Origin of the sequence: Tissierella simiarum (genome assembly GCF_018917865.1) — a bacterium.
Classification (GTDB): Bacteria; Bacillota; Clostridia; order Tissierellales; family Tissierellaceae; genus Tissierella_C; species Tissierella_C simiarum.
Map to the genome: position 1 here is coordinate 470,042 of NZ_JAHLPM010000001.1, position 24,658 is coordinate 494,699.

Annotated in this window: 26 protein-coding genes; 5 read left to right on the forward strand and 21 right to left on the reverse strand. The window is 29.8% G+C overall.

Features of this window, described 5'->3' with window-relative positions; genetic code table 11:
* The first annotated feature begins 586 nt into the window (after nt 1-586).
* Nucleotides 587-1,945 carry an APC family permease gene (locus KQI42_RS02340; protein ID WP_216516308.1) on the forward strand — a complete coding sequence of 453 codons (1,359 nt, stop codon included), beginning with the start codon at nt 587-589 and terminating at the stop codon, nt 1,943-1,945.
* Between the two features lie 28 nt (nt 1,946-1,973).
* Here KQI42_RS02340 and KQI42_RS02345 read toward each other — a convergent pair whose 3' ends face one another.
* Entirely contained in the window at nt 1,974-2,291 is a 318-nt protein-coding gene (locus KQI42_RS02345) for a hypothetical protein (protein ID WP_216516310.1), read from the reverse strand.
* 156 nt (nt 2,292-2,447) lie between these two features.
* Between KQI42_RS02345 and KQI42_RS02350 the strand changes: the two genes are divergently transcribed.
* Complete coding sequence (locus tag KQI42_RS02350) at nt 2,448-3,131, forward strand: hypothetical protein (RefSeq protein WP_216516312.1); 684 nt, start codon at nt 2,448-2,450, stop codon at nt 3,129-3,131.
* Between the two features lie 69 nt (nt 3,132-3,200).
* Here KQI42_RS02350 and KQI42_RS02355 read toward each other — a convergent pair whose 3' ends face one another.
* Nucleotides 3,201-4,064: a D-alanyl-D-alanine carboxypeptidase family protein gene (locus tag KQI42_RS02355; RefSeq protein ID WP_216516314.1), complete on the reverse strand. Its 864-nt coding sequence runs from the start codon at nt 4,062-4,064 to the stop codon at nt 3,201-3,203.
* A 252-nt stretch (nt 4,065-4,316) separates the two neighbouring features.
* A complete protein-coding gene (locus KQI42_RS02360) occupies nt 4,317-4,481 on the reverse strand; it encodes a hypothetical protein (protein ID WP_216516316.1) in 165 nt (54 codons plus the stop codon).
* A 116-nt stretch (nt 4,482-4,597) separates the two neighbouring features.
* Here KQI42_RS02360 and KQI42_RS02365 point away from each other — a divergent pair, with 116 nt between their 5' ends.
* Nucleotides 4,598-5,032 (forward strand): helix-turn-helix domain-containing protein, encoded by a 435-nt coding sequence (locus tag KQI42_RS02365; RefSeq protein WP_216516318.1) that lies wholly within the window; start codon nt 4,598-4,600, stop codon nt 5,030-5,032.
* Nucleotides 5,033-5,186: 154 nt separating this feature from the next.
* On the opposite strand, the gene KQI42_RS02370 is transcribed toward KQI42_RS02365, so the two are convergent.
* From KQI42_RS02370 to KQI42_RS02395, 6 genes are all read right to left on the reverse strand, one after another.
* Nucleotides 5,187-6,323 (reverse strand): DHHW family protein, encoded by a 1,137-nt coding sequence (locus tag KQI42_RS02370; RefSeq protein ID WP_216516320.1) that lies wholly within the window; start codon nt 6,321-6,323, stop codon nt 5,187-5,189.
* 34 nt (nt 6,324-6,357) lie between these two features.
* Nucleotides 6,358-7,779 (reverse strand): MBOAT family O-acyltransferase, encoded by a 1,422-nt coding sequence (locus KQI42_RS02375; RefSeq protein WP_216516322.1) that lies wholly within the window; start codon nt 7,777-7,779, stop codon nt 6,358-6,360.
* Nucleotides 7,780-7,855: 76 nt separating this feature from the next.
* Nucleotides 7,856-8,413 carry a DUF4358 domain-containing protein gene (locus KQI42_RS02380; RefSeq protein WP_216516324.1) on the reverse strand — a complete coding sequence of 186 codons (558 nt, stop codon included), beginning with the start codon at nt 8,411-8,413 and terminating at the stop codon, nt 7,856-7,858.
* Nucleotides 8,414-8,426: 13 nt separating this feature from the next.
* Nucleotides 8,427-9,062 carry a hypothetical protein gene (locus KQI42_RS02385; protein WP_216516326.1) on the reverse strand — a complete coding sequence of 212 codons (636 nt, stop codon included), beginning with the start codon at nt 9,060-9,062 and terminating at the stop codon, nt 8,427-8,429.
* Nucleotides 9,052-9,600, reverse strand: a complete 549-nt coding sequence (locus KQI42_RS02390) for an RNA polymerase sigma factor (RefSeq protein WP_216516328.1) — start codon at nt 9,598-9,600, stop codon at nt 9,052-9,054. The genes KQI42_RS02385 and KQI42_RS02390 overlap by 11 nt, the downstream gene beginning before the upstream one ends.
* 189 nt (nt 9,601-9,789) lie before the next feature.
* Nucleotides 9,790-10,641, reverse strand: a complete 852-nt coding sequence (locus KQI42_RS02395) for a restriction endonuclease (RefSeq protein WP_216516330.1) — start codon at nt 10,639-10,641, stop codon at nt 9,790-9,792.
* Between the two features lie 452 nt (nt 10,642-11,093).
* On the opposite strand from KQI42_RS02395, the gene KQI42_RS21190 reads away from it, so the two are divergent.
* Nucleotides 11,094-11,786, forward strand: a complete 693-nt coding sequence (locus tag KQI42_RS21190; protein WP_216516332.1) for a BclA C-terminal domain-containing protein — start codon at nt 11,094-11,096, stop codon at nt 11,784-11,786.
* A gap of 163 nt (nt 11,787-11,949) precedes the next feature.
* Nucleotides 11,950-13,362: an alanine/glycine:cation symporter family protein gene (locus KQI42_RS02405; protein ID WP_246566000.1), complete on the forward strand. Its 1,413-nt coding sequence runs from the start codon at nt 11,950-11,952 to the stop codon at nt 13,360-13,362.
* A gap of 133 nt (nt 13,363-13,495) precedes the next feature.
* On the opposite strand, the gene proB is transcribed toward KQI42_RS02405, so the two are convergent.
* From proB to KQI42_RS02465, 12 genes are all read right to left on the reverse strand, one after another.
* Nucleotides 13,496-14,296 carry a glutamate 5-kinase gene (gene proB / locus KQI42_RS02410; RefSeq protein ID WP_216516334.1) on the reverse strand — a complete coding sequence of 267 codons (801 nt, stop codon included), beginning with the start codon at nt 14,294-14,296 and terminating at the stop codon, nt 13,496-13,498.
* Between the two features lie 10 nt (nt 14,297-14,306).
* Entirely contained in the window at nt 14,307-15,548 is a 1,242-nt protein-coding gene (locus KQI42_RS02415; RefSeq protein WP_216516336.1) for a glutamate-5-semialdehyde dehydrogenase, read from the reverse strand.
* A gap of 329 nt (nt 15,549-15,877) precedes the next feature.
* On the reverse strand, nt 15,878-16,996 hold the full coding sequence (locus tag KQI42_RS21610; protein WP_216516338.1) for a Gfo/Idh/MocA family protein: 1,119 nt from the start codon (nt 16,994-16,996) through the stop codon (nt 15,878-15,880).
* A 93-nt stretch (nt 16,997-17,089) separates the two neighbouring features.
* Complete coding sequence (gene nagA, locus KQI42_RS02425; protein WP_216516340.1) at nt 17,090-18,286, reverse strand: N-acetylglucosamine-6-phosphate deacetylase; 1,197 nt, start codon at nt 18,284-18,286, stop codon at nt 17,090-17,092.
* A gap of 35 nt (nt 18,287-18,321) precedes the next feature.
* Complete coding sequence (locus KQI42_RS02430; RefSeq protein ID WP_216516342.1) at nt 18,322-19,029, reverse strand: SIS domain-containing protein; 708 nt, start codon at nt 19,027-19,029, stop codon at nt 18,322-18,324.
* A gap of 28 nt (nt 19,030-19,057) precedes the next feature.
* Nucleotides 19,058-19,546: a PTS sugar transporter subunit IIB gene (locus KQI42_RS02435; protein WP_216516344.1), complete on the reverse strand. Its 489-nt coding sequence runs from the start codon at nt 19,544-19,546 to the stop codon at nt 19,058-19,060.
* A gap of 71 nt (nt 19,547-19,617) precedes the next feature.
* Nucleotides 19,618-20,430 (reverse strand): PTS system mannose/fructose/sorbose family transporter subunit IID, encoded by an 813-nt coding sequence (locus KQI42_RS02440; protein ID WP_216516346.1) that lies wholly within the window; start codon nt 20,428-20,430, stop codon nt 19,618-19,620.
* Entirely contained in the window at nt 20,423-21,202 is a 780-nt protein-coding gene (locus KQI42_RS02445; protein ID WP_216516348.1) for a PTS mannose/fructose/sorbose/N-acetylgalactosamine transporter subunit IIC, read from the reverse strand. Before KQI42_RS02445 ends, KQI42_RS02440 begins: the two co-directional genes overlap by 8 nt.
* 103 nt (nt 21,203-21,305) lie before the next feature.
* On the reverse strand, nt 21,306-21,731 hold the full coding sequence (locus KQI42_RS02450) for a PTS sugar transporter subunit IIA (protein ID WP_216516350.1): 426 nt from the start codon (nt 21,729-21,731) through the stop codon (nt 21,306-21,308).
* 26 nt (nt 21,732-21,757) lie between these two features.
* Nucleotides 21,758-23,047 carry a neutral/alkaline non-lysosomal ceramidase N-terminal domain-containing protein gene (locus tag KQI42_RS02455; RefSeq protein WP_216516352.1) on the reverse strand — a complete coding sequence of 430 codons (1,290 nt, stop codon included), beginning with the start codon at nt 23,045-23,047 and terminating at the stop codon, nt 21,758-21,760.
* A 176-nt stretch (nt 23,048-23,223) separates the two neighbouring features.
* Nucleotides 23,224-23,814, reverse strand: coding sequence for a nucleotidyltransferase family protein (locus KQI42_RS02460; protein ID WP_216516354.1), 591 nt, complete (start codon nt 23,812-23,814; stop codon nt 23,224-23,226).
* A 23-nt stretch (nt 23,815-23,837) separates the two neighbouring features.
* On the reverse strand, nt 23,838-24,515 hold the full coding sequence (locus KQI42_RS02465; RefSeq protein ID WP_216516356.1) for a hypothetical protein: 678 nt from the start codon (nt 24,513-24,515) through the stop codon (nt 23,838-23,840).
* Nucleotides 24,516-24,658: the final 143 nt, after the last annotated feature.

The following is a 24,658-nucleotide window of genomic DNA, read 5'->3' on the forward strand; positions in this document are numbered from 1 at the left end:
ATTAAGTATGAAAATTTGTAACCTTTCAGTAACATACTATGATACTTTTACGTTCCTATTCATCTTTTAAACCATATCTTTTCATCTTCTCATGTTGAATGTCTATTGAATAATCTTCTGAATTTACAGCCAATGCAATACTCCATTTAGTTCCCTCTATTGGTGCAAAGCTGAAACTCCCACAGCTAAAGCAGTGGGGTTCTTAGGTACTGTATAGATTTCTTTAATACTCTCACTATATTTAATATAGTTACAACATATTAAAACTATCTATTTTCCCTAAAACTTTCACTATCAAGCAGTTCTATAACCACATTAGCGATAGCATAACACCCGTTTCAAGACGCTTTTGTATTTATATTTTTATATTCCCAACTACTTTTAATTCTTTCTATTTCCTTGTTATGCAATTCTTTGAAACTGTCAAATGTTTCAATACACAAATCTCTATCTATCTCTTATTGTAACATAATATTGTTGTTTTTTGTCACATTCTCTCATATTTAAATAGTTCTCCAGATGGTATGTATTTTGCAATTAACATTAAACTGAAATAAATAATTACAATTTAAAGGAGGTAAAAATTTTGAGTAATAATTTAAAGAAGGAATTATCTCTATCTCAAGTCATAGCCATGGCTGCTGGTGGTATGATTGCAGCTTGGATGGTTGAAATCAAGTATTGGTTTGCATTAAGTGGTACTGGAAGCTTCTGGGCTTTGGCTACTACTGCTGTTCTCGTTTTACCATTAGCTTTTGTTTATTCTGAAATGTCTGCTATGCTTCCTTTTGCTGGAGGAGCAAATATCTGGATTTCTAATGCTTTTGGCTGGGATTTAGGCTGGTATTTTGACTGGGCACAACTTCTGCTTTACGTTCTTGCTATGCCTACCGTTTCATATGGCATCGTTACAATGACAAATTATTTTTATCCTTTAACTTTTTTTCAAACTAAAGTAGTAGCCTTAGCAGTACTTATACTATGGTTCTTTATGACCAATAAGGAAATTAAGATATTAGGAAAAATTCAAAATTTTTTATTTTGGATTATGATTGTCACTTCTATATTCGTTTCCGTAAACTTAATAACTAGCGGTCAATGGAATATGTCCAACTTAAGACCTTGGTTTCCTAAAGGTTTTTCAGGATATAGTGCTGCTGTTGGTATATTAATATTTAAATATATTGGCTTCGACCTTATACCTCAACTTTCAGAGGAAGCTAATTTCCCAAGAAAAGATCAATGGAAAGCTTATATAGGAGCTATTGGAATTACATTTTTAATCTATGGACTTGCAATTATCAGTAATGGCGGAATAGTTTCCGCTGAATGGATATCGAATATAGACATTGTAGATCCTAGAGTTGCGGACTTAGTGGGAAAGCATTGGCTTGCTGTAATAGTTGTGATCGTTGGAATTTTAGGTACAGTAACTACTTTAAGTGGATTCTGGCTAAGTGCTTCTAGATGTTTATATGGTGCTGCTCAACAAAGACAATTATCTCCTATATTTACAAAGATCAATAAAGATGGACAACCTTATATAGGCAATATAGTAGTTGGAATACTTGCAATTTACTTTACAGTCTTTGCACCAGAACAATGGGTAGAATATATTTACACTATTTATTCTTTCGTTGCTGGAATAGTTTATACGGCAGTAGTTTTAGCTTTTCTTACTCTTAGAAAGAAACATCCTGATTGGGAAAGGCCTTTTAAAGTAAAAGGTGGTACTCTAGTAGGGCTAGCTGCTCTTATATTTACTTTATGGGTTATATATGCTTCCCTATCAGAAATCTCTGCATCTTCATTATTCTTATTAGCAGGATATTTCCTTTTAGGAGTATTTTTCCACTTATATGCTAAAAGAATGCAAAAACTAGAGCCAGAGAAATGGAAACCAATTGTACTTGGACCAAAAGATATCGGGAAATCACATATATAAAATAATACCTGCCTAGCTTCGGCAGGTATTATTTTATAGCCTTTAAATGAGCAATATTCTCCATATTTCTAGCCGTTACAATTTCTACGGCAGTTAAATCTCTTCTTATATTATTAACCGTTTCTAAGACCTGTGCCATATCATGAGTTAATTTATTATGTTCAGCTCTATTTATTTCTGACTTGTCCAATAGCATATTAAGTAGTGACTCTAGTTCTTTTTGCTGTGCCTTTATTAATTCCGTATCTGTTTTCAGATCTCTAATTTCCTTCCAAATAGGACTCAATTTTTCATCTAGCTTTTCGTCCAAAAGTTTCCCTATGGCTTCTAGTATTTCCTTTTCCAATTTTATTCCCCCTTAGTCCGATTTTTTCGTTATCATTATAATATACTACTTATATTTTAAATAAAAGAACATTCATTCTACTTTTATTTTTTATTTCTTGTTTTCTTTAAATATGTTATAATCTTTAAAAGATATGGCAGAAAGGTTGTGGGAGGCTTGAAAAAGAAAAGTAATTTTAAATATTTTCTTATTGGTATTTTAGCTCTTATAGTTGTATTGATTTTTATTAATTTTGATAAGATTAAATTTACTATAGGTATGATAAGCAGTTATAGTAAGTTTAAAAATAAAGAAGATATAACAAACGTTGATGATGTTGATGATAATAAAGAACTTATTGTGGAAAACCCTTTATTAAAAGTTATAGAAAAGGAAGAATCTGTGGATAAAGAAGATAATTCTGTTGATGCTGTTGATAATTCCAATAATAATGGTGAATCTAATAAAAATGGAAAACCTGGAGAAAAGAAAGATGCTATTGAAGAAAATACCAATGGTAAATCATATATATCCATTGTGTCTGAATATAACAGCAAATTTGAATCTTTACAAACTGAATTTGAAGGCGATTTAAATGCTCTTATTAGCAAAGGTTATGCTGAGTATAAAGCTGGAGAAATTTCTACTGCTAAATTAGCCAACAAATATATATCAGAAGGAAGTAAACTTGAAAAAGAAAGTGACAATAAATTTTATGCTGTTTTAAAGGAAATGGAAGAAGAATTAGAGGATAACGGCCATGACACTTCCATTACAAAAGATGTAAAAAGTTATTATGAATCCTTTAAAAGTACAAAAAAAAACAAGCTTTTGACTAAGGGAAAAAAATATATGGATTAAATATAAAATAGAAGGATTAAGAGTATTTTTCTCTTCCTTCTATTTTTTCATTTTTAATAAATATAATTCTTATAATGACCAAATCTTCTTTAAGAACTTACCTACGGGATTATAGCTCCAGTCTATTATTTTTTCCATGTCTTCAAATACAGTAATATCATCTTTCGATTTTAGGACTACTCCAATACGTTTTCTGCCTCCTCTCTCATAAAAAGCTACTAGGCACTTACCTGCTCCATCTGTATATCCAGTTTTTCCTCCTACACATCCATTTCTATTTAATAATACGTTAGTATTATCTATAACAAAATCAATTTCTTTGTTTTCAGTTTTTATATAACTGCTTTCTTTGTTAATTGCCTCCATTAACCAAGGGTAATCATAGGCCTTTTTAGCTATTAATGCTAAGTCATAAGCTGTGCTATAATGATTATCATTAGGTAAACCTGATGGATTTTCAAAATGAGTATCTTTCAAGTTCATTTCCCTAGCCTTTTCATTCATAAGTTTTACAAATTCATCATTACTTCCTGAAATATTTTCCCCTATCATATAGGCTATATCATTAGCTGAATATATTAACAAAGCATCCATGGAATTTTCTGCAGAAATCTTTGTCCCTACAGGCAAAGATAACTTTCTAGGTTCTTGGAACTCAGCATTCTTACTATAAACTAAAATATCCTCTGGGGATTTATTTTCTTCCAAAAGAATAGCTGTCATAAGCTTAGTAGTACTTGCAGGATACATTTTTTCATGTATGTTTTTTGAATATATTATCCTCCCTGTTTCTCCATCAATAACTATTGCAGCTTCTCCTTTAATACTAGGTTGATCATCTCTAGCAAATAAAGCTATAGAAATCGGTATAATTATAATTAATAATATTCCTAAACTAAACTTACTTTTCTTTTTTCTTTTCCTTCTTCCCATTCTATGTACCTCCATCTAGTATATAACTAAGTTAGATTATATTAAATTTATATAATTTATTTGTTAATTATTTATAAATCATTTCTTAAGATATCTTTAATATTTACTAATCACATGATAAAAACTCTTAGCAGTGGGGCAAGCTAAGAGCTTTTATAAATAATGTAAAAGAGTATAAAATTATGGAGATATTAGAAAATAACCTACTTTCAATATCTTTTATACTCAGATACTAAAAAACAATATTAATTTTTATAAAGTAATCATCTTAAAAATATTAGATACTTTCTTGTTTAAAAATCTATCTCTTTCCAAGTTATTTTTATCTAAATGTACCATAGTGGTTCTATCTAATATTATAGCTCCATTCGGTCGATTGTCAATAGTATTTTGAATTTTTTCGTCTTTTTGGTGCATTATATTATATAAATATACTAAAAATGCTATGTTCTATATTATAAGTATTTAAGATTTCATAGTATAAAAACTACTTTTCATTACACAAAATAACTATAAAAATAAGGGTGAATAAAATGTCTTTTGGTAATAGACTGAAACAACTAAGACTAGAAAACAATATGACGCAAGAAGACCTATCAAAAGATTTAAATGTTTCTAGGGCAACGGTAGGCAGATATGAGACCAACGAAAGATTTCCAGATAAAAATATATTAAAAAATATAGCAGATATTTTTGATGTATCTATTGATTATCTTCTTGGAAGAACTAACATTAGAGATACAAATTTTATCTTAAAAGAAGCTGCATATGAAAAATATTTGAAAAATAATATATGTAAAGAAATTGAGAATGAAGTAATGGAAAGATTATTGCTAGAAGGTATAATAAATGCAAAGGAAAATATACCTAAAGAAGTAATAGAGAATATTGTAAAGTATGGAATAGATGCTGCAATAAAAATAGCCAAGTTAGAAAATGAAATAAAACAAAATCATAATAAAGAATAACCATTCTTAGCTTTTCGCCTTCTTTTTCCATTTGGAAAAATCTAATTATTGTAATCATCCCAAAATTATTCATAAGATTGCTACTGCTATGGCATCCAATTCCATAGTTTGATAAAAAAGACATTAAATAGGCAAATTGAGATATTTTAATTGCCTATTTAATTAAACCTGACATATTCGGATCAGTTGCAAAGTTTATAGTGTTATAAAGCACTAATACATCTGTAATATTATTTTCTTCTATATATTTTTCCATACTCATATTAAAATATCTTAAATCAATCATATGAACATTTTCAAAATCATTTGCTACGAAAGGTACAAAACTGTGTGCAAATGAATCCTTAATCACTAGTAAGTTTTTACCGTTTTTATTTGAACTTTTTATTTTTACAAGAGGATTGTTTCCGTTTAAGAACATGGAATATTTATCCTTCTTATCTAAATAGCTTGTTTCATAAAGAGTATCAGTTATTTTTTCTCCCATATTATAATCAACTTCATAGCTTATTTTCTCTTTTGGGATATAAGTGTAAATTGTATCAGGTTTTGTAGTATAAAGATTGGATTTTGAATATAGTGTTCCAAAAAAGTTTTTACTCACTGGATTTATATTAAAATCCTTCTCTTTCAATCCATTTGCTCCCATAGCCTTACACCATTCTTGATAGGCTAGAAAAGCACCTTTTGTTGTATAATGATGATCTGTCTTATAATAAATATAGTTATCCTTATTTTGTTTAAAAATATCTCTTACATCAACGAATATACCTGATTCAAGTCTATTTTTAACAGTATCTATTAATTTATCTTGATCATATATTTGAGCAAAAGAAGGTAATTTATCTTTTAAAATATTACTTGCAGTTGGTATAAGCATAATTGAAAGATTCATATTGGAGTTCTTATTTGTAAACTCAATTAATCTTTGAATATTACGCTCAAGATGTTCCTTGTCAATATCTTTATCTAAGTGTTTTTCAATTAAATATCCATCTTTAGCAAAAAACACAGAATTGTTTTCCTTTTTGAGCATTGCAATTTCAGATAAGGATTTTAATCCTACCCATTTATCACGATGTATAAAATGATCTATTATATATTCCTCAAAATTCTTTGAGTATTCTCCTGAAACAATAGTTTCCCACTCCAAGTTGGGTTTTTTGGCAAGATATCGGTTTTCATTTTCTGAAAAAGAAATATTAGGAGAAATTAAATTTGTAATTGACAATATAAAGATTATTAGAACGAAGCTAATTACTGTAATTTTATCACTTAATGATGTTTTCATGTTTGCCTACTCCCTAAAATTTATTCTATTATAGTTAAAATCTAAAATATAAAAATGGATTATAACTTGAGTCAACTAGATATGCTACCGAAAGAATAAATATTCCTATAAGGATAAAGTTTCTTACTATAGATAATACTATTTGTTGATTTTCTAACCTTAACATTAGCCAATTACCAATCCTTTTTGGTATATCCGTACTTGCTGCTGCTAATATTATAATTAGAATTAAATTTGTATATAGAAAATATATGCCTTGTCCATCTATAAAACCTGATTTTGTTAGTCCAAACATGGATTTTAAATAGTCAGCTATCTGTACAGTATTATCAAAAGCAAAAATTACCCAGCTAAACAATGCTAATAAAATAGTATATATATGAGAAAAAATATTAGGAATTCTTTTTAAATACTTTAAAACAAATAACTTTTCAATAATTAAAATAATACCAAAGTAAAGTCCCCATAAAACAAAATTCCAACTGGCACCATGCCATATACCAGTCAATAGCCAAACTATAAGTATGTTTCGTATTTGCTTTATAAACCCCTTTCTATTACCACCTAGAGGAATATAGACATATTCCTTAAACCATGTACCCAATGATATATGCCAGCGTCTCCAGAATTCAGTAATGCTTTTTGACATATAAGGATAATTAAAGTTTTCTAAAAAATCAAATCCAAACATATTTCCAAGTCCTATAGCCATATCGGAATACCCCGAGAAGTCAAAATAGATTTGAAATGCAAAGGCCATTATTCCAATCCATGCAGTTACGACAGATAGGTTTGCTGCCTTCATATCAGAAATCTGACTCCATAATAATCCAATATTATTAGCTAATAATACTTTTTTACCAAGTCCAATTATAAATCGGCGTATTCCATAAGAAAATTGTTTAATACTTTCCTTTCTATTAACTAACTGATCAGCTATTGTCTTATATTGGACAATAGGTCCAGCTATTAGCTGAGGAAACAATGCAACATAAGTCCCAAATGAGATTATATTCTTTTGCGCCTTAGCCTCACCCCTATAGATATCAATTGTATACGACATGGTTTGAAATGTATAAAATGATATACCAATAGGTAGTGCAAGGTTAAGGAGAGGAATATTAAGCCCTAAAAGTAAATTAATATTACCTATTAAAAAATCAGAATACTTAAAAAATCCAAGTAACCCAAGATTAATGACCATAGCAGATAATAACACAAGTTTTGCTTTTTTGATTTCACCAGACTCCTTCAATTTTTCCACTAACATACCATGTGTAAAGTCAACAAGAGTAGAAAATATCATCAACAAAACATATACTGGCTCACCCCATGCATAAAAGAAAATACTAAATATAAAAAGAATTAAGTTTCTATATTTAATAGGTGCAATGTAATAGGTCAATAAAATTATAGGAAAAAATATAAATAAAAAAAGCAAACTGCTAAATACCATAGATCTTACCTCCCTCCTTCCAAAAATATTTTTCCACCTATTAAGCCAAAGCTTATAAGTGGAAAAATATCAATTCTTATTTACCTAAAATTTCATAAACTGCATCAACTGCTTTTTTAACTTCTGCTTCAGCAAAAGCTAATTGTTCAGCTTCATCTTTGCCATCTGTATTTATTTCTCCAAGTTGTAAAAAGAAAACATAATTATCAACCTTTAGTACAACGGATGATTTAATCTTTGGAATATTCATTGGATATTGCAATGTGTCTTCTTCTAACTCCTTTTTATATGTTTGAAGAGCTTTTTCAATTTCATCTGCTTGTCCTTCAACTGCTTCAACACCTATAAATACGTCGACGTTAGTACTCATCATTGGACCTTCAGCAATAATTTCTTTAACTATATCTTTTTTAATACCAAACTTTTCTTCTATTTGTATATCATCAAAAGGCATGGAAGGAATATAATTCTCACCATATGCTGCTTTTACTGCTTCATGCACTTCTTTAAGTTTTCCACTTTCAACTGGTTTTGAGTTTGGATTAGAATTGCTTCCCGGGCTTGTACATCCTGTTAAAAGCACTATTGCAAACATTAGAATAACTGATTTAAATAAAGAAATTTTATTCTTCAATTTTCATTTCCCCTTATTTAATTTTTTGTTTTAACTTACTGATAAAAAGTTCCTCACCATCAGGTGAGATATACACCCTATCTCCATTAGATTTAGAAAGGTATGTGTATTTTGAAAAAGTCGAAAAGGTAAGTTCATATGTGCTATTGTCAATTTTCTTTAAAAATAAAAGAGTATCCTCCTTTTCTTTAAAGTTAGCTTCATATTCCACATAAGTTTTAGATTTTTTATCAAAGCCACCTCTAATTTTTAAGATTATATGATCTTTATTATCTTGACCTTTAAAAGTTTCAATCTGCTTTATTTCTATTTTTGTAAAAAGCAAATCATTATCTTCATATTCACTTTTAAAAATATCAGTAATTTTGCCCCTTACTATAAGGTCAGATTGCTGGATCATACTATCTAAATCAGAACTAATACTGAATCCCCTAGCAATTGGGGTTTTATTAGTATATCCCTTAGGAATTTCTGTTGATTTATTAAATGATGAAAATATAATAAGTGGTGAAACTATTAAAATCAATGCTACTACCATTGCGGGTTTAAAATAATAATTAATTATCATATTATTTTTATGTTTTTGTATTATATCAATCTTTTTAGCTTTATTATAAATTCCATCAATAAATTCCCTATCACTTTTCATACACGTATCCTTCCTTTTCTAATAGTGATTTTAATGATTTTCTTGCACGAAATATGAGGATTCTAAATTGAGGTAGACTTTTTCCTAAAATTTTTGCAGCTTCAGAGTAGGAAAACTCCTGAAAATCAATTAAAAATAATGCTGCTTGATAATCTTTTTTCAGCCTTTTAATTGCCTCATTAACAATTCTTTTCTCTTCATTTTGGATTATCTTTTTTTCTAGCTCATTTTCTTGCAATTCTAGATCTTCATAACCTTCAATAGATACTGTCTTACTATTTTTTCTAATGTAATCAATTGCTTTATTTTTTGCTATTGTATAAATAAAAGTTTTTATATTAAATTTAAAATTAAATTTATCTTTGTATACATAAATATATACAAATGCATCCTGAGCAATGTCCTCAGCAATATATAGATCATTTACATATCTTTGCAAGAAATAGATTAGATTGTCCTTATGCCTTAGAACCAGTTCTTCAAATGATAAGATATTACCACTTAAGAACTGTTTATAAAGGTCGTTATCTGAGATCATTAGTTTTCCTCCTCATCCTCTACTTATTATTCGTATGAAATTTAAAATAATTACACCTATTATGTTAATAATTTTATTTTTTAGTCTTTTAGAACTTTTAAATTAGAAAATAAAACTATAGTAAGAAATAAACATTTATAATTTCCTATTTTTCAAATTTATAAATTAAAAATCCTTTCTAATTGGTTATTACCAAGCAGAAAGGATTTTATTATCTTCTTCTAACTCTCTATAGAAAAAGATGTTTTCTAATTTATGAGTCCAATAATTACCTAAATGTAAATTAAGAAGTTTAGTTAAATCTTCTATATCTAATAATTCTAGATATCCATATTCCTTAGGCAACTCTTTTGTTTCATTTGAAAAATTAGAAGATGTTATGAAAACTACTTTAGTCTCTTCGTTCAGTTGGAATTCCTCTATGGTTTCTCTTATATGTCTTGATGTTATATTACATTCATTGCCTTTACAGCGTATTAACAGTTTCTCTCTCTTACCGCCTTCAGCTCTCATAGCAATAATGTCTACTCCCCCATCAGAAGTTTCTGAAATTATCTCCGTATAATATCCCATTTGTGTATAAATTTCTGCAACGAGCCATGCCAATTTATTGCAATTAAGGTCTCGTATTTCTTGTATGTCCTCTTTATGTTCCATAAATTTAGCACAAATTAAAATCATAGTTTCTTCAATACCATATATGAATGTTTGAGAAATAGAACCCATATGTACTATAAAATAAGATTTTAATGCTTCCATAGCTCTAATAGGATAATATGGCAATAAATTAAGTATCCAAGTAATACCTTCTAATTGATATTCTCTATCCAAATCTAAAAAATCTGAATAGGTAAGAAAATGTCTGATTATATTTTTTACTTCTTCATCACTTCGTTTATCTATAGTACTTAAATATTCTTCTAACATATCTTCTGTTGGAAAATAATTATTAGGAAAAACCTTATCTTTATTATCATTAAGTAGACATAACCACTCTTCTAAACTTAATTGAGTTCCATCAATAAATTCATTAGTTTTCAATCTCTCATCTCTCCTAATCTAAGCTTCTTAGAATTATCGCCAATATAGACAATTTATAAGCATATAAAAAGTTAAATGATAATAAGACAATATTTTATCCTCTACTTTTCTTATATAAAAATCCTATAAAATTATATTTATATTTAAAAAAATACCAAATTCTTTTTTATTATCTATTAGATTTAAATCTACGTCTGCTCATTTTTTATCAACCTCGACATTAAAATCATTTAGAAATGTTTACTTGAGTTGACAATTTGTAGGGACAAAAAATATATATTCTCATATTATATACTGAAAAAGAAGTATCAAATATATCATTATAATTTCACTCATTCTTAAAACTAGTTTTTTAGTTAAGAGAACTTTAAAAAATCCATTTTCCAATAGATTGTTTAATATTAGTATATCTTAAAACATTGACTTAAAAGTAAAGGCGAGGTGTTTAATACATGAATAATGAATATAACTATTATCTCTATTCAAATAGCTATCATATGAGAAATTCTTCTTGTCATTGTAGAAAAAATCATGAAAAATTTTGCTGGGTTACTGTACCATATTGTAAACCTATAGTCTCAAAATGTGTAACTTGTCCTACTGGCCCTACAGGTCCTGCTGGTCCTACTGGTCCTCAGGGTCCTAGAGGTGTTACTGGTGCAACAGGCGCTACTGGCCCTCAAGGTCCTCAAGGTATTCAAGGCCCTACCGGTCCTACTGGTCCTACTGGTCCTTCTCCAACTGAAACTCATGGTTTTGCAGCAAATACAACAGGATCGGCTATTTCGGTAGTATTTGGTGGTACTACTATTCCACTTCCTAATTCTCAAATTTTATCACCAGATATTGTGGCAAATGAAAGTAATACAGAATTTACCGTAAATACAGCTGGTTTATATTATATTTCTTATAATATTCATTTAACAACGGGACTACTAGTAGGTTCTAGAATTTCAATAAATAATTCTCCATTCGCTCCTTCTGTAATCAGCCCAATTGAAACAGCACTAACAAGCTTTAATTCAGATTTCATGATAAACTTATCTGCTGGTTCAGTTATTAAACTTGAATTATTTGGAACACTTGCTGTAGCAACTCTTCAATCAGGTTCAGGCGCTACCCTAAGCATTACATGTATAAGCTAGTTAAACAAATATGTAACGGCAAAGTTATTTTTACTTTGCCGTTATACTCTTTATATAAATTATAGAAATTATGGTTAAAAAAATATATTGACTTTAGATAATATCTTAAACTATAATCTTAATAGTTAGATTATTGTAATAATTGCAAGAAGGAGGGATTTTTTTGTCAAATTTATTAAACAATTTAGTAGGATCTATAAACGATTTTCTATGGTCTTATATATTAATCGGAATGTTAATTTTACTAGGGATTTATTTTTCTATTAAGACTAACTTTGTTCAATTTAGATACTTTAGAGAGATGTTTAAACTATTAGGGGAACAAACAAATACCAAAGATAATAAACAGGGAGTGTCTTCTTTTCAGGCATTTTGTATTAGTGCTGCATCAAGAATAGGTACAGGAAATTTGGCGGGAGTTGCTTTAGCTATTGCAATCGGTGGTCCTGGTGCTGTATTTTGGATGTGGCTTATTGCATTGATTGGAAGTAGCTCAAGTTTTATAGAAAGTACTTTGGGACAAATATACAAGGTAAAAGATGGAGATACTTTTAGAGGTGGACCAGCATATTATATTGAAAAAGCTTTAGGTAAACGGTGGTTAGGAATAATTTTTTCCATACTAATAACAATTACATTTGGTCTTGTTTTTAATTCTGTACAATCGAATACTATAGCAAGTGCTTTTGAGCAGGCTTTTGGGTTTAATACAGCAATAACAGGAGTTATTTTAGTAGTTCTTTCTGGTTATATTATTTTTGGCGGCGTACAAAGAATTGCTAATGCATCTTCAGTAATTGTTCCTATTATGGCTTTAATATATGTATCACTTAGTATATTTATAATGATTAAAAATATAACCTTGATACCAGGAATGATAAAAATCATATTTACAAATGCTTTTGGTATAAAACAAGCTGTTGGGGGATCATTAAGTTTAGTTATGATACAAGGTATTAAAAGAGGACTCTTTTCTAATGAAGCTGGTATGGGAAGTGTACCAAATGCAGCAGCTGCTGCAGATACAAGTCATCCAGTAAAACAAGGTTTAATCCAAACCCTTGGAGTTTTCACTGATACCATTCTAATATGCAGTGCTACAGCTTTTATAATACTTTTATCTGGAGTTTACAATAATCCAGGAGATTTAACAGGAATACAGCTAACACAAGCTGCTGTATCTTATCAAGTTGGTTCTTGGGGAAATTCCTTTGTTGCTGTTTGTATTTTTCTATTTGCCTTTAGCTCTATTATAGGTAATTACTACTATGGTGAAACAAATCTTGAGTTTATAAAATCAAGTAAATCAGCTCTTTTTATTTATAGGATTTTTGCTTTATGTATGGTTATGCTAGGATCAATGGCTAAACTCTCAACCGTTTGGGATATGGCTGATTTATTTATGGGACTTATGGCTGTAATAAATTTAATTGTAATTGCTAGATTAAGCCCTATAGCCTATGAAGCACTGAAAGATTATACAAGACAGAGAAAAGAAGGAAAAAACCCTGTTTTCAAAGCGAGCTCTAATCCTAAGTTAAACAACTTAGAATATTGGAATAATGAAGAATCCTAAAAAAGCTTTTCTAATTGGTTATTGCCAATTAGAAAAGCTTTTTTAAATTATTTAAGCTTAATTATATTTTCATCTTTCTTTTATTGCAGCAACGCTAGAATGTTGACGCTGCTATTCTTCTGCCCATTTTTCTTTAATGTCTATTATCTTCATAAAAAGTGGTTCCTGATTCAGACTCTCCATTTAATTTTTCAATTATATTTTCTTTTTTCCCATTGGATATTATCAACGGTATTCCATAGCCATTAACAATTTTTGCTGCTTTTATTTTAGTTTGTATTCCACCAGTACCAAAGGAGCTAGTTTTTCCTATAGATATATTTTTCTCCAGCTCTTCAATATTGTTCACCCATTTTATTAAAGTAGCATCCTTATTCTCTTTAGGACTCTTATCATATATTCCATCAATATCACTAAGGATAAAGAGTAAATCCGCATTCCATAATACAGTTGTATAAGCTGCCAAAACATCATTATCCCCTATTTTTATTTCGTCTACACATACAGTATCATTTTCATTTATTACTGGTACAACACCTTCATCAATCAATGTAAATAAAGTATTTCTAATGTTTAAGGTTCTAGCTTTATCTTCAAAATCCTGTCTTGTTAATAATATTTGTGCAACATGAAGATCGTAATTATTGAAGGTTTTCCTGTAAGAATCCATTAGTTCTACTTGTCCTATGGCACACAATGCCTGCTTATAATGTATATCCTCTTTCCTTGACCATTTTCCTAAAGTTCCTACTCCAGAAATTCTAGCTCCCGAAGAAACTATAATTACCCTCTTTCCCATATCCATTAAAGTTTTCACCTGTTTAGCTAGATTATCTAAAAATTCTTTATTTATTGTTCCATCCTCACTAGTTATAGTACTACTTCCTATTTTTATCACTATTTTATTGCTATCCTTTATTGAATTATTGTCCATTATGCCCATCCTACCTTCTTATTTGTCCATTTCCTATAATTAAATATTTATTACTTACCAACTGTTCCAAGCCAATTGGCCCTCTAGCATGTATTTTTTGAGTACTTATACCCATTTCTGCCCCAAATCCAAATTCTCCTCCATCAGTAAATCTGGTAGATGAATTAACATATACTGCTGCTGCATCAACTTTCCTTAAAAACATTCTTGAGTTGCTTAGATTCTCTGTAATTATAGATTCTGAATGTTTTGATCCATATTTTCCTATATGGTCTATAGCTTCATTTAAATCTTCAACAACTTTTATAGCTAAGATATAATCTAGATACTCTTCTTGCCAATCACTTTCTACCGCCTCTTTCATCGATATTATTGACCTAGTTTTAGAACAACCTCTGATTTCTACTATATCTTTAATTTTATCATAAAGAAGTGGTAAGAAATTCTCTGCAATATTTTTATGGACTAAAAGGGTTTCACAAGCGTTACATACCCCAGGTCTTTGGGTTTTAGCATTAATTACTATGTCTAAAGCTTTATTTAAGTCTCCACTTTCATCTATAAAAATATGACAATTTCCAACTCCCGTTTCTATAGTTGGTACTGTAGCATTTTTTACAACAAAACTTATTAAATCTTTTCCTCCTCTAGGAATTATCAAGTCAATATATTCATTAGCTCTTAGCATTTCAAGAACATGGTCTCGATTAGGGTCTTCGATAAATTGAACTACATCTTCTGATATTGGACTGTTAGCTAGTCCTTCTTTTATAGCTTTTACTAAAGCTTTATTAGAATTTATGGCAGTAGAACTTCCTCTTAACATTATGCAATTTCCACTTTTTAAAGCCAGTGTAAAAGCATCTACCGTTACATTTGGTCGCGATTCATAAACTATACCTATTACTCCTAAAGGAACATTCATTTTAGAAATAGTTAATCCATTTTCCAAAGTCCAAACCTTATCACTTTTCCAAATAGGATCTTGCAATTTTATTACAGTATGAATACTTTCTATTATGGAATCTATTTTTTCATCATCCAGTTTTAATCTATCTATTAGACTTGGCTTCATATTATTTTCCTTTGCAATAGCTATGTCTGCCTCATTGCTTTCAAGAATATTTTTCCTATTATTTTCTATACTTTCTATTACCTTTTTTAAAGCTAAGTTTTTATCTTCTGTAGAGGCTATAGATAACTGCTTTTCTGATTTTCTTAATAATTTACCCATATCTGATATACATGACATAAAGATTCCTCCAAATCTTATTTCACTTTTTATTTTTTAATAAGCATTATATCACTTTAGAACAAGTTATCCAACATTTTTTATTTCCTATTTAATATATCTTAATTTATAATATTGACAAAATGAAAATTTTTAAAAACTCTTCCTATGGCCAATAACCAGTTGGAAGAGTTTTTATAGTATTATTTATTTCAATTTAACCATATTTCTTTATGGTAATAATTGCATATTAAATTACATTTCTAAATTTCTCATAAAAAATTTTCATAGTCATTTTCTCATCTTTCTATTTTGCTAAAAATCTAATACTAGGATGAAGAAAAGAAAATTCAACTTTTTATTTTTTCTTTAACAGATAAATAAGCTAATTCTACTAATTTTTGTGATTTTATCCCTTCTTCAAAGGTAGGTGTTTCCTTGTTGAGGACTTTATTGTTTGATACATTTATTATCATATTTAATATACTGGCTATATGCATATCAACCATAGGTCCCATAGACATCTTTGGATTTGGATATATGCTGTTTAAATAATTTACATAATTATCAGTTTTAATTATTTCTAATGTATCTTTTGAATCCTTTAAGTTATATAGACTGTAAATAGGTTCATATGGACTTTTATCAGATATTTTAATATATCCATTAGTACCGTATATCTCCATTTCAAAAGTGTCATAAGGGTTATGAGATACTTTTGATACTTCTATAGTTCCTGCAGCACCATTTTTCAAGTATAAGATTATTAGCCCCCAATCGTCAACATCTACTTTTTCCATTCCTTCTCCGTTTTCTGCTGGTCTTTCCTTAATAATAGTATTGGCTTCAGCTCTAAGCTTGTCTATGTTTTCATAACCTAATAAGAATACTAATATATCTAGTAGATGTATACCTAAATCCGATATAGCTCCTCCTCCGGACATTTCCTTCTTTAATCGCCAAGTAATAGCTCTATTGGGATCTAAATAACTGCTGTGAAATAATTGGCTTCTAAAATTGATTATTTCTCCTATACAGTTGTTTTCTATCATTGCTTTAGCTTTACTTATAGCAGGCATAAACCTATATACCAAAGCTAATTGCGTAATAATTTCCTTTTCCTTAACTAAATTCAAAATTTGCAAACTTTCTTTTAAGTTTACTGCCATAGGCTTTTCACAGTATATATTTGAGTTCTTTCTAATGAAAAAACTAGATTGCTCTAAATGTAAAAAATTAGGTGTGCAGATATCGACTATATCTAGGTTCTCATTTTTTAAGTCATATATAGAAGATACAAGTGTATTAAAACCTGTATTTTCTAGATTTTGAGTTTTAGTACTTATAAGAGATGATAAATTATAGGCATCTCCGTATTGTGGAAATATTATCGGTATAGTTTTATATGCAATATTATGTATTTTTCCTATGTATCCATATCCTATTAAACCAATATCAAGTTTTTTCACGAGTATTTTCTCCTCCTTTATTAAAATAAAAAGTGATAATAGGCTATGATATCCTATTTCTTTTATAGAAACTAAGATATCATCAGCCTATATTTATATATCCTCGTTCAGAAAAACTTCTTCTTTTGTCGAAGCAAAGCAAAGTTTTCCTTCAACAAAAGTCATGAGAACATTAAAATCCTTATCTAAAATAACTATATCCGCATCTTTTCCTTCTTCAATAGATCCTTTTTTATCTTCTATTCTTGCTAACTTAGCTGGAATATATGAAGACATTTTGACTACTTCTTCTATTGGTAGTCCTAAGTTTGTAACCATGTTTTTAAACCCAAATAAAAGATTCTTTGTACTTCCTGCAATAGTTCCATCTGATAACCTGCTCCATCCTTCATCATCAATAATTATAACTCTTTCTGAAAACTCATATTTACCAGGCTTTAGCCCAGACCCTATAATAGCATCTGATATCATACAAATTTTATCTGTAGATTTCATTTTAATAATTATTTTTATCATATCTGGATGAACATGGAATAAGTCACATATTAGTTCACAATACACTCTATCATCTAGTAAATAACCTCCTAAAGCACCAGGTTCTCTATGATGAATGGAACTTTGTGCATTACAAGTATGATTTGATAAAGATATTCCTTGATCTATTGCTTCTTTTGTCTCCTCTATTGTAGCATTTGTATGTCCTCCAGAAACTAATATATTCTTTTCAACCAACAACTTAATAAGATTATGACTATGTTTTAGTTCAGGTGCAATAGTTACATGACTTATGTTATTCTTACTCTTTTCTATAAAAGACTCCATTAATTCAATAGAAGGTTCTTTTAAATTTTCTACTATGAAAGCTCCTTTCTTTTTTGGATTTAAGAATGGTCCTTCCATGTGGATTCCTAAAATCCTTGCTCCTTCATAGTCATCTTCAATAACAGCTCCTATTGTTTCTAGAATCTTTCCTATTTCATCTGTTTCTTCTCCTCCTAATGTTGGCTGATATGATGTAACTCCTACAGAAGGAAGATATTTACATAGACCTTCTATATGATTTTTATTAGCTACACTGGTACTCCATCCTCCTGAACCATGAATATGAATATCTATAAGACCAGGAATTATCATAGAATCCTTAAGCTCTATGACAGGTAGTTCTCTATATTTATTTATATCGTCTTCTTGGATTATTTTCTCTATTGTTTTTTCATTGACTATAATACCGCCACTCATAATTGAATCTGGTGTAAATATCTTATTTCCCCTAATAATATATTTACTCAAAATAAATACCTCCCTAATACTAGGTACAGCATATATTATCTTCTATACAATCTATCTGCGTATTCTTCTACCAATCTCTTATTATAATCTGGACCACCATCCACATTTTCACTCATGTATACAGGCGGTGTATACCCTTTACTTAACATTATTTCGACAGCTTCTAATACAGAAGCATTTAGTAATATAGCTGCTGTAATTGAAGAAGTTCCACATATCCTATTAGGCATACCAGATAAACTAACTGCCGCATCCCCTTCTACACCTCTATTATCAAGTACTACGTCAGCAAAATCGTATAGTTTTTTTCCAGAAGAATGTCTTGACGTCATAGTCCTTGATATATCCAAAGAAGTAACTGCTATTATCTTGTTTCCTTTCTGCTTTACTATATCAGCAATCTCAACTATTAATGGGTTTCTGCCAGAATTTGATATTAGAACAAAACAGTCATTGTCCCTTATGTCCGCCTGTTCCATAAATTTTGTTCCCACACCTTCAACTACTTCATACCTGCCTCTTGAAGGCTCTTCTAAAACTTTAGCTGGAATCAGTCCGCCAGCTCTACCTGCTATTTCTATAGCACCAGCATAAGAGTGTCCGCTACCGAATGCTTGAATTATGCCACCAGCCATTATTGAATCTGCTATAATTTCTCCTGCTTTCTTTATACTATTTTCTTGTGTTTCCTTAACATCTCTAATCATTTCTTCAATAACATTAAAATATAACTCGTAACCCATAAAACCTTCTCCTTTCTAAAGTATATCACTAATCTAATGCTTTTTTTAAATAATCCATAAAATCAGTTTCAGGGTCGTCTGGAATCATTTTAGCTGTTAATTCCACTCCCATTTCTTTTAACTTTAGAAAATATTCGATGTCCTCTTTGGTTACTTTTATATTGGTTTTTATTTGAATTGCTCCCTCTCTATGAGCCATATTTCCTACATTTATAGTTTTTAAATCTACTCCTAAGTTAATTAGTTCATAGGCATCCTTAGGATTTTTCAAAATTAGAAATACTCTTTGTGTCTCATACTTTCCTGCCTTAATATTGGCTGCGGCTGTTTCCTTTGAGATAATAGATGTTCTTATACCTGGTGGAGCAACTAATCTTAGAACACTTTTTTGCATATCATCACTAGCAACTTTATCATTTGCAACCATTATCCTATCTATTTTTAATGAATTACACCAAAAAGCTGCTACTTGCCCATGAATAAGTCTATCATCTATTCTCACGTGTACTATGCCCAAGATTAAACCTCCTTTCAAACACTTTTTATTAAAGGGAGTATTAAAAATAATACTCCCTTTGATTTTTTATTCTAACCTAATATTCCAAATGCTCCTAAAATAATGGATAGAGCCAAAAGAATCCATATTGCTTTTGTGGAATTCATCTTCTTCCGTCCTAATAACCAATATACAAAAGCTACTAAGGCTACAGGAATTAGAGCTGGCATTATTTGATCCAATATTCCTTGTACTTCCATAGTTACTTCTCTCGATTGAAACACTGCTGGTACTGTAGGTCGCACTACAGTAGGAATCAATGCTCCTACAACAGTTAATCCAAGTATACTTGCTGCCTCCGTCATACTTTTTAATTTTCCTTCCATTGCAGCAACAAGTTTTAAGCCTTGTGCATATCCTAACTTAGTAAATTCCCATCTAATAAACCATCTAGCTATGTTCCAAGCCAACCATATCCAAATTCCAAGAGAATTTCCGTTTAACGCCATATAGGCTGCAATAGATCCAAATACAGTACCTGCAATAACTCCAAATATAGTATCTCCTATTCCTGCAAATGGTCCCATAAGCCCAGTTTTAATAGCTGTAACAGTTTCCACTGCTTCTAGTCCTTGACTTTCTTCTATAGCAACATTGGCACCTAAAATCAAATGAGCCATATCTGGTTCAGTGTTAAAAAATTGAAGATGTTGTTTTACTGCCTTTTTCAAATCTTCTTCCTTGGTATAAAGTTTTCTTAGTACAGGCATCATAGAGAAGCAATAGCATAATCCTTGCATCCTCTCATAGTTCCATCCAATTTGTCCTCCTAGTAGCCATCTACGATATACCTTTTTTAAATCCCTTTTAGTTATCTTTCCAGTATCCATATTCTTATTACTCATCTTCATTAACACCTCCTGCAAAAGCATTTTGTGCTTCTCTTTGGCTTCTTTGATATACTAATAGCCCTAGTGCCAAACCTATTATTGCAACTCCAACCATTGGTATTTTCAAATAGGCAGCCAAAACAAAACCTATTAATAAGTAGGCAGAATATTTCTTTACTGGTAGGTATCTTAATAATATAGCGATTCCTAGTGCAGGAAGAACTCTACCGGCAACAGATAATCCACTCATTAACCAAGCTGGAAATACTTTTACAAGGCTATCAACTATTTCATGACCAAATAACAAAGCTATAAACACTGGTATTGCACGGGATAAACCCCATGGTATAATTCCTAAAATATTCATTGTTTCAACCTTCTTAAAATTGCCTTCATCTGCATATTTATCAGCTCTATGTTGGAAAAATGTATTGGTGAATCTTGCTAAAACATCAAGTTGTACTAACAATAATCCTATTGGTACAGCAAGACCTATGGCAAATTCTATTCCTTTACCTGAAATAACTCCAAAAGCCGTTCCAATTATAGAACCAGTCATAAAATCAGGGATCGATGCACCACCATAAGTACTTACTCCCAGAATCATTAGCTGTAAAGTAGCACCTACAGCTAAACCTAGTGTAACATCACCCATTACAAGTCCTGTAAAAAATCCTGCTTGTATAGGTTTACTTAAACCTATATCCGTTTCTAATGCATCATAGATAGCAACAAAAGCATAAATAGTAAGTAATAAGGTTTGAATAAAAGTGATTTGCATATACATTACACCCTCCTTCAATTAAAGAATCTTTTTCACTATCCTCCTTTCTAAATTTTATTACTGGATAGTGCTGAAATTTGTATGTGAATTTTATTGATTTCAGTAATCATTCATCTTCATCATCAATTCTTTTATTTTTTACTATGGTATTTACATCAACTATGCCCATATTCCCTATATCTAACAAAGTATTGATAGATTCTTCTAAAGAATTATTTCTACTTCCTAAAGCTTCTAATAATATTGGTAAATTAAATCCTGCTATTATTTGAACCTTCGCAAAATATGGTAAAATTCTTGATATGCATATATTGCAAGGGGTTCCACCATATAAATCTGTCAATATTAAAAGTCCATCTTTTGTATATAACTCATTGGCAACTTTAAATACCTTATCTCCATAATCTTCCGTACCTTCCCCAGGCTGGATACCAATTGCCATAACATTTTCAACTTCTCCCATAATCATCTCAGTCGTATTTAAGTATCCCTTTGCTATATCTCCATGCGATACTATTAGTATATTGTACATATGATCCCTCCTATTCTTCTTTATTTTTAAAGTTTACCTATAAGATCCAGTACATTTTCCACTATAAAATCCCCAGTTGTCTTATGAAAAGGCGAAGACCAAGCTTCATAGTCACCCTTATCATAAGACTCTGGTGTATAGACATATCCTAACATTCCATTGGTGTACCCAACTATTAGAGTATTTTTATATTTAGATTTTTTCTTTATTATTTGACCATATTCATTAAATAGTTCTATGGGAAGTCCAACCAATATGATCTTTCCTATTTTAAGAACTTGAATTGGTAGATTAAAATCTAAAGTATCCAATGTATTTATTAAATCTAAGTTTATTACTGCTCCTTGGTATTTAGTTATGGCTATTCTTATTTCTTGCTGGGTAGATTTGGAGTTGTTTAACACCTTTTCTTTTTCTTTTTTAGCTTTATTATACTGAGATATTGCTTCTTCACAGGTAGGTAATGCTTTTTTAGGAAATGAAAAATATTCTTTGACTGATTCAACAGAAAAGTCCTTTTCTTCTTCTAAATTCAATATTCCTTCTAATACTTTTTCAAATAAGATTCTCCCCATTCTTTCTACTTCCATGAAATCTTGGGATTTTCTTGTGAATCTTGTACTTTGATTGCCACAAGCTCCATTTATAAACATAGCTTGTGTTTTATTATTATAGTGTTCCTCTATTAGTCTTTGTAAAACTCCTGGATAATCTGCAGATATGTATAGATTGTCGGCTCCTAAAATTGTTGGATGACAAGCATAATTTACTACTATTGCCAAGGGAATAAGATTCTCTTTTTCTATATAAATAATATCCATTGAATCATCCAACGGCAGCTCTTTATCTATTCTATTAGATGCAACCTCTGATGATTTCGACTTTCCAAACTTTATTTTTACTGATTCTAAGTTTTTTGTGGAATTTACAGCATTCTCTATGACTCTATTTATTACTTCTTCTTTTACTTTTTTATTTAAATTATCTTGAGATTTTTGCTTTCCTACATCCCATAGGATTATATCTGGTCCTGAATGAGTATGAGTTGCACATATAAATATATTTTTTTCAGGAATATTAATGCTATTTCTTATACCTGATACAACTTTCTCTACTATATCTTTATCTACTCCTAATAAATCATTGGTAATAAAAATAGCAGTTTTGTCTCCATTTGAAATTGTAAGAGCTTTGGTATGTAGATTGTCATGAGTTCCCAAACTTCTCTCTTTTCTATCTGCATAGCCAGCCATATAAACTCCTTTTGAAATATCAAAGGCTGTAGAAGATACTTGAGCTAATAGCTTATTATTCATCTTAAATTCCCCCAATTCTGTTCGGAAATATTTACCCTGTCCCATATTAAACTTAGAATTTATATATTGCTTTATAATCTTATATATACAAAGTTACTCAATCATATATGAGTAACTTAAATAAATTCGATAATTAATATTATAATAAAAAAGGATATTTTAAAATGATTCCTTAGTCATTTTAAAATATCCTTTTTCTTTTTTTTAAAATATAAAAGAGTTTCTCTATAATCTTCCATAGTATCTATGTCCATTAATATTCCAGGATCTTCTATATTTATAGAAGTAAAACTTTTTTTACCTGTAAAGTCTCTTAAAGTTTCACAAGAAATATCTTTTAATAATTCCTCTATTAAATAACTTTTCATTAATAATGGATGACCTTTTCTCCCTTCATATATTGGAATAACTATATCATTGTCTACTTTTAGCATATCTTGATACGTTTTCTTATTAACAACAGCATAATCGCCAGGAATTAAGAAAAATCTTTCTTCTTTAATATGGGTTAATCCTTTTTTCACCGAACTAAACATTCCATCTAAATAATCAAGATTATAAATTAACTCTACTTTAGAATAATTGCTCAATATATCCTCTATATCTTCTATTCTATGTCCACCTACTACTATTATTTTAGAACATATATCATACATTCCTAGAATGCACCTTTCAATTACAGTTTTCCCATCTACATCCAATACTAGCTTATTTTCACCAACTCTAGTTGACAATCCAGCAGCCAGAACTATTCCTTCTATCTTCATCTTTAGTTTATTCTAATCCTATTTTAGATTAACCATTGAATGAAAAGTGCAATGATTAACAAGGATGTAGAGAATATAGGATTATATTTTATCTTTATTTCTTTATTATTGTTTGCTGTAATTTTAGCATAGAAATATATAATTAAACTGTTTATGAGCCCATTGATAAGGAAAAACTCTATAAATTTACTTCTATCTATTATAGAGGAACTTTTCATTAAACCTAAAGGAATAAAAGCAGCAAAACACATTATATAGTATCCTACCCTCCAAGATAAACTCATTATAAGGGCGTAGATATATTTTATTGGTCCTTCTTTATATTCAGAGAATTTAAATATCAGAGCTACTGCTAAACCTTCCAGCAAAATACAAGCTGAAGGATTAATTACCTTAATTACAGGAGTCATTGGTATAAATAAATTTATTAGTTTAATTGAAGCTGCAATAACTGAAGTATAAAATATTGAATTTAAGTCTTTGGTTTCTCTATAAGATTTTTGCATAAAATAATATCCTATAGGGAATAAAATAGACCCTGTTGGCACTCTAAAGGATAAGATATGTAATACATACCCTACTGTAGCCTCTATAATACCCCATATAGCTCCCCAAAACACTATAATGCTAATATTATATGTCTTATCTTCTTTCTCCCTTTCACACGTAATAATTTCGTTATTATCCAATTCTTTTTTCATAATCCCCCTCCTATTTTTCTATACCGTTTTGTAAACTTAAATGAAAATTGAGGACTCCAACCTCTGTATGGTACAATGTTTTTGCCGAAAACAAATACCTCCCAGAAAGGATGAAGTCCTCATGCAAAAAATTGTATCAATAA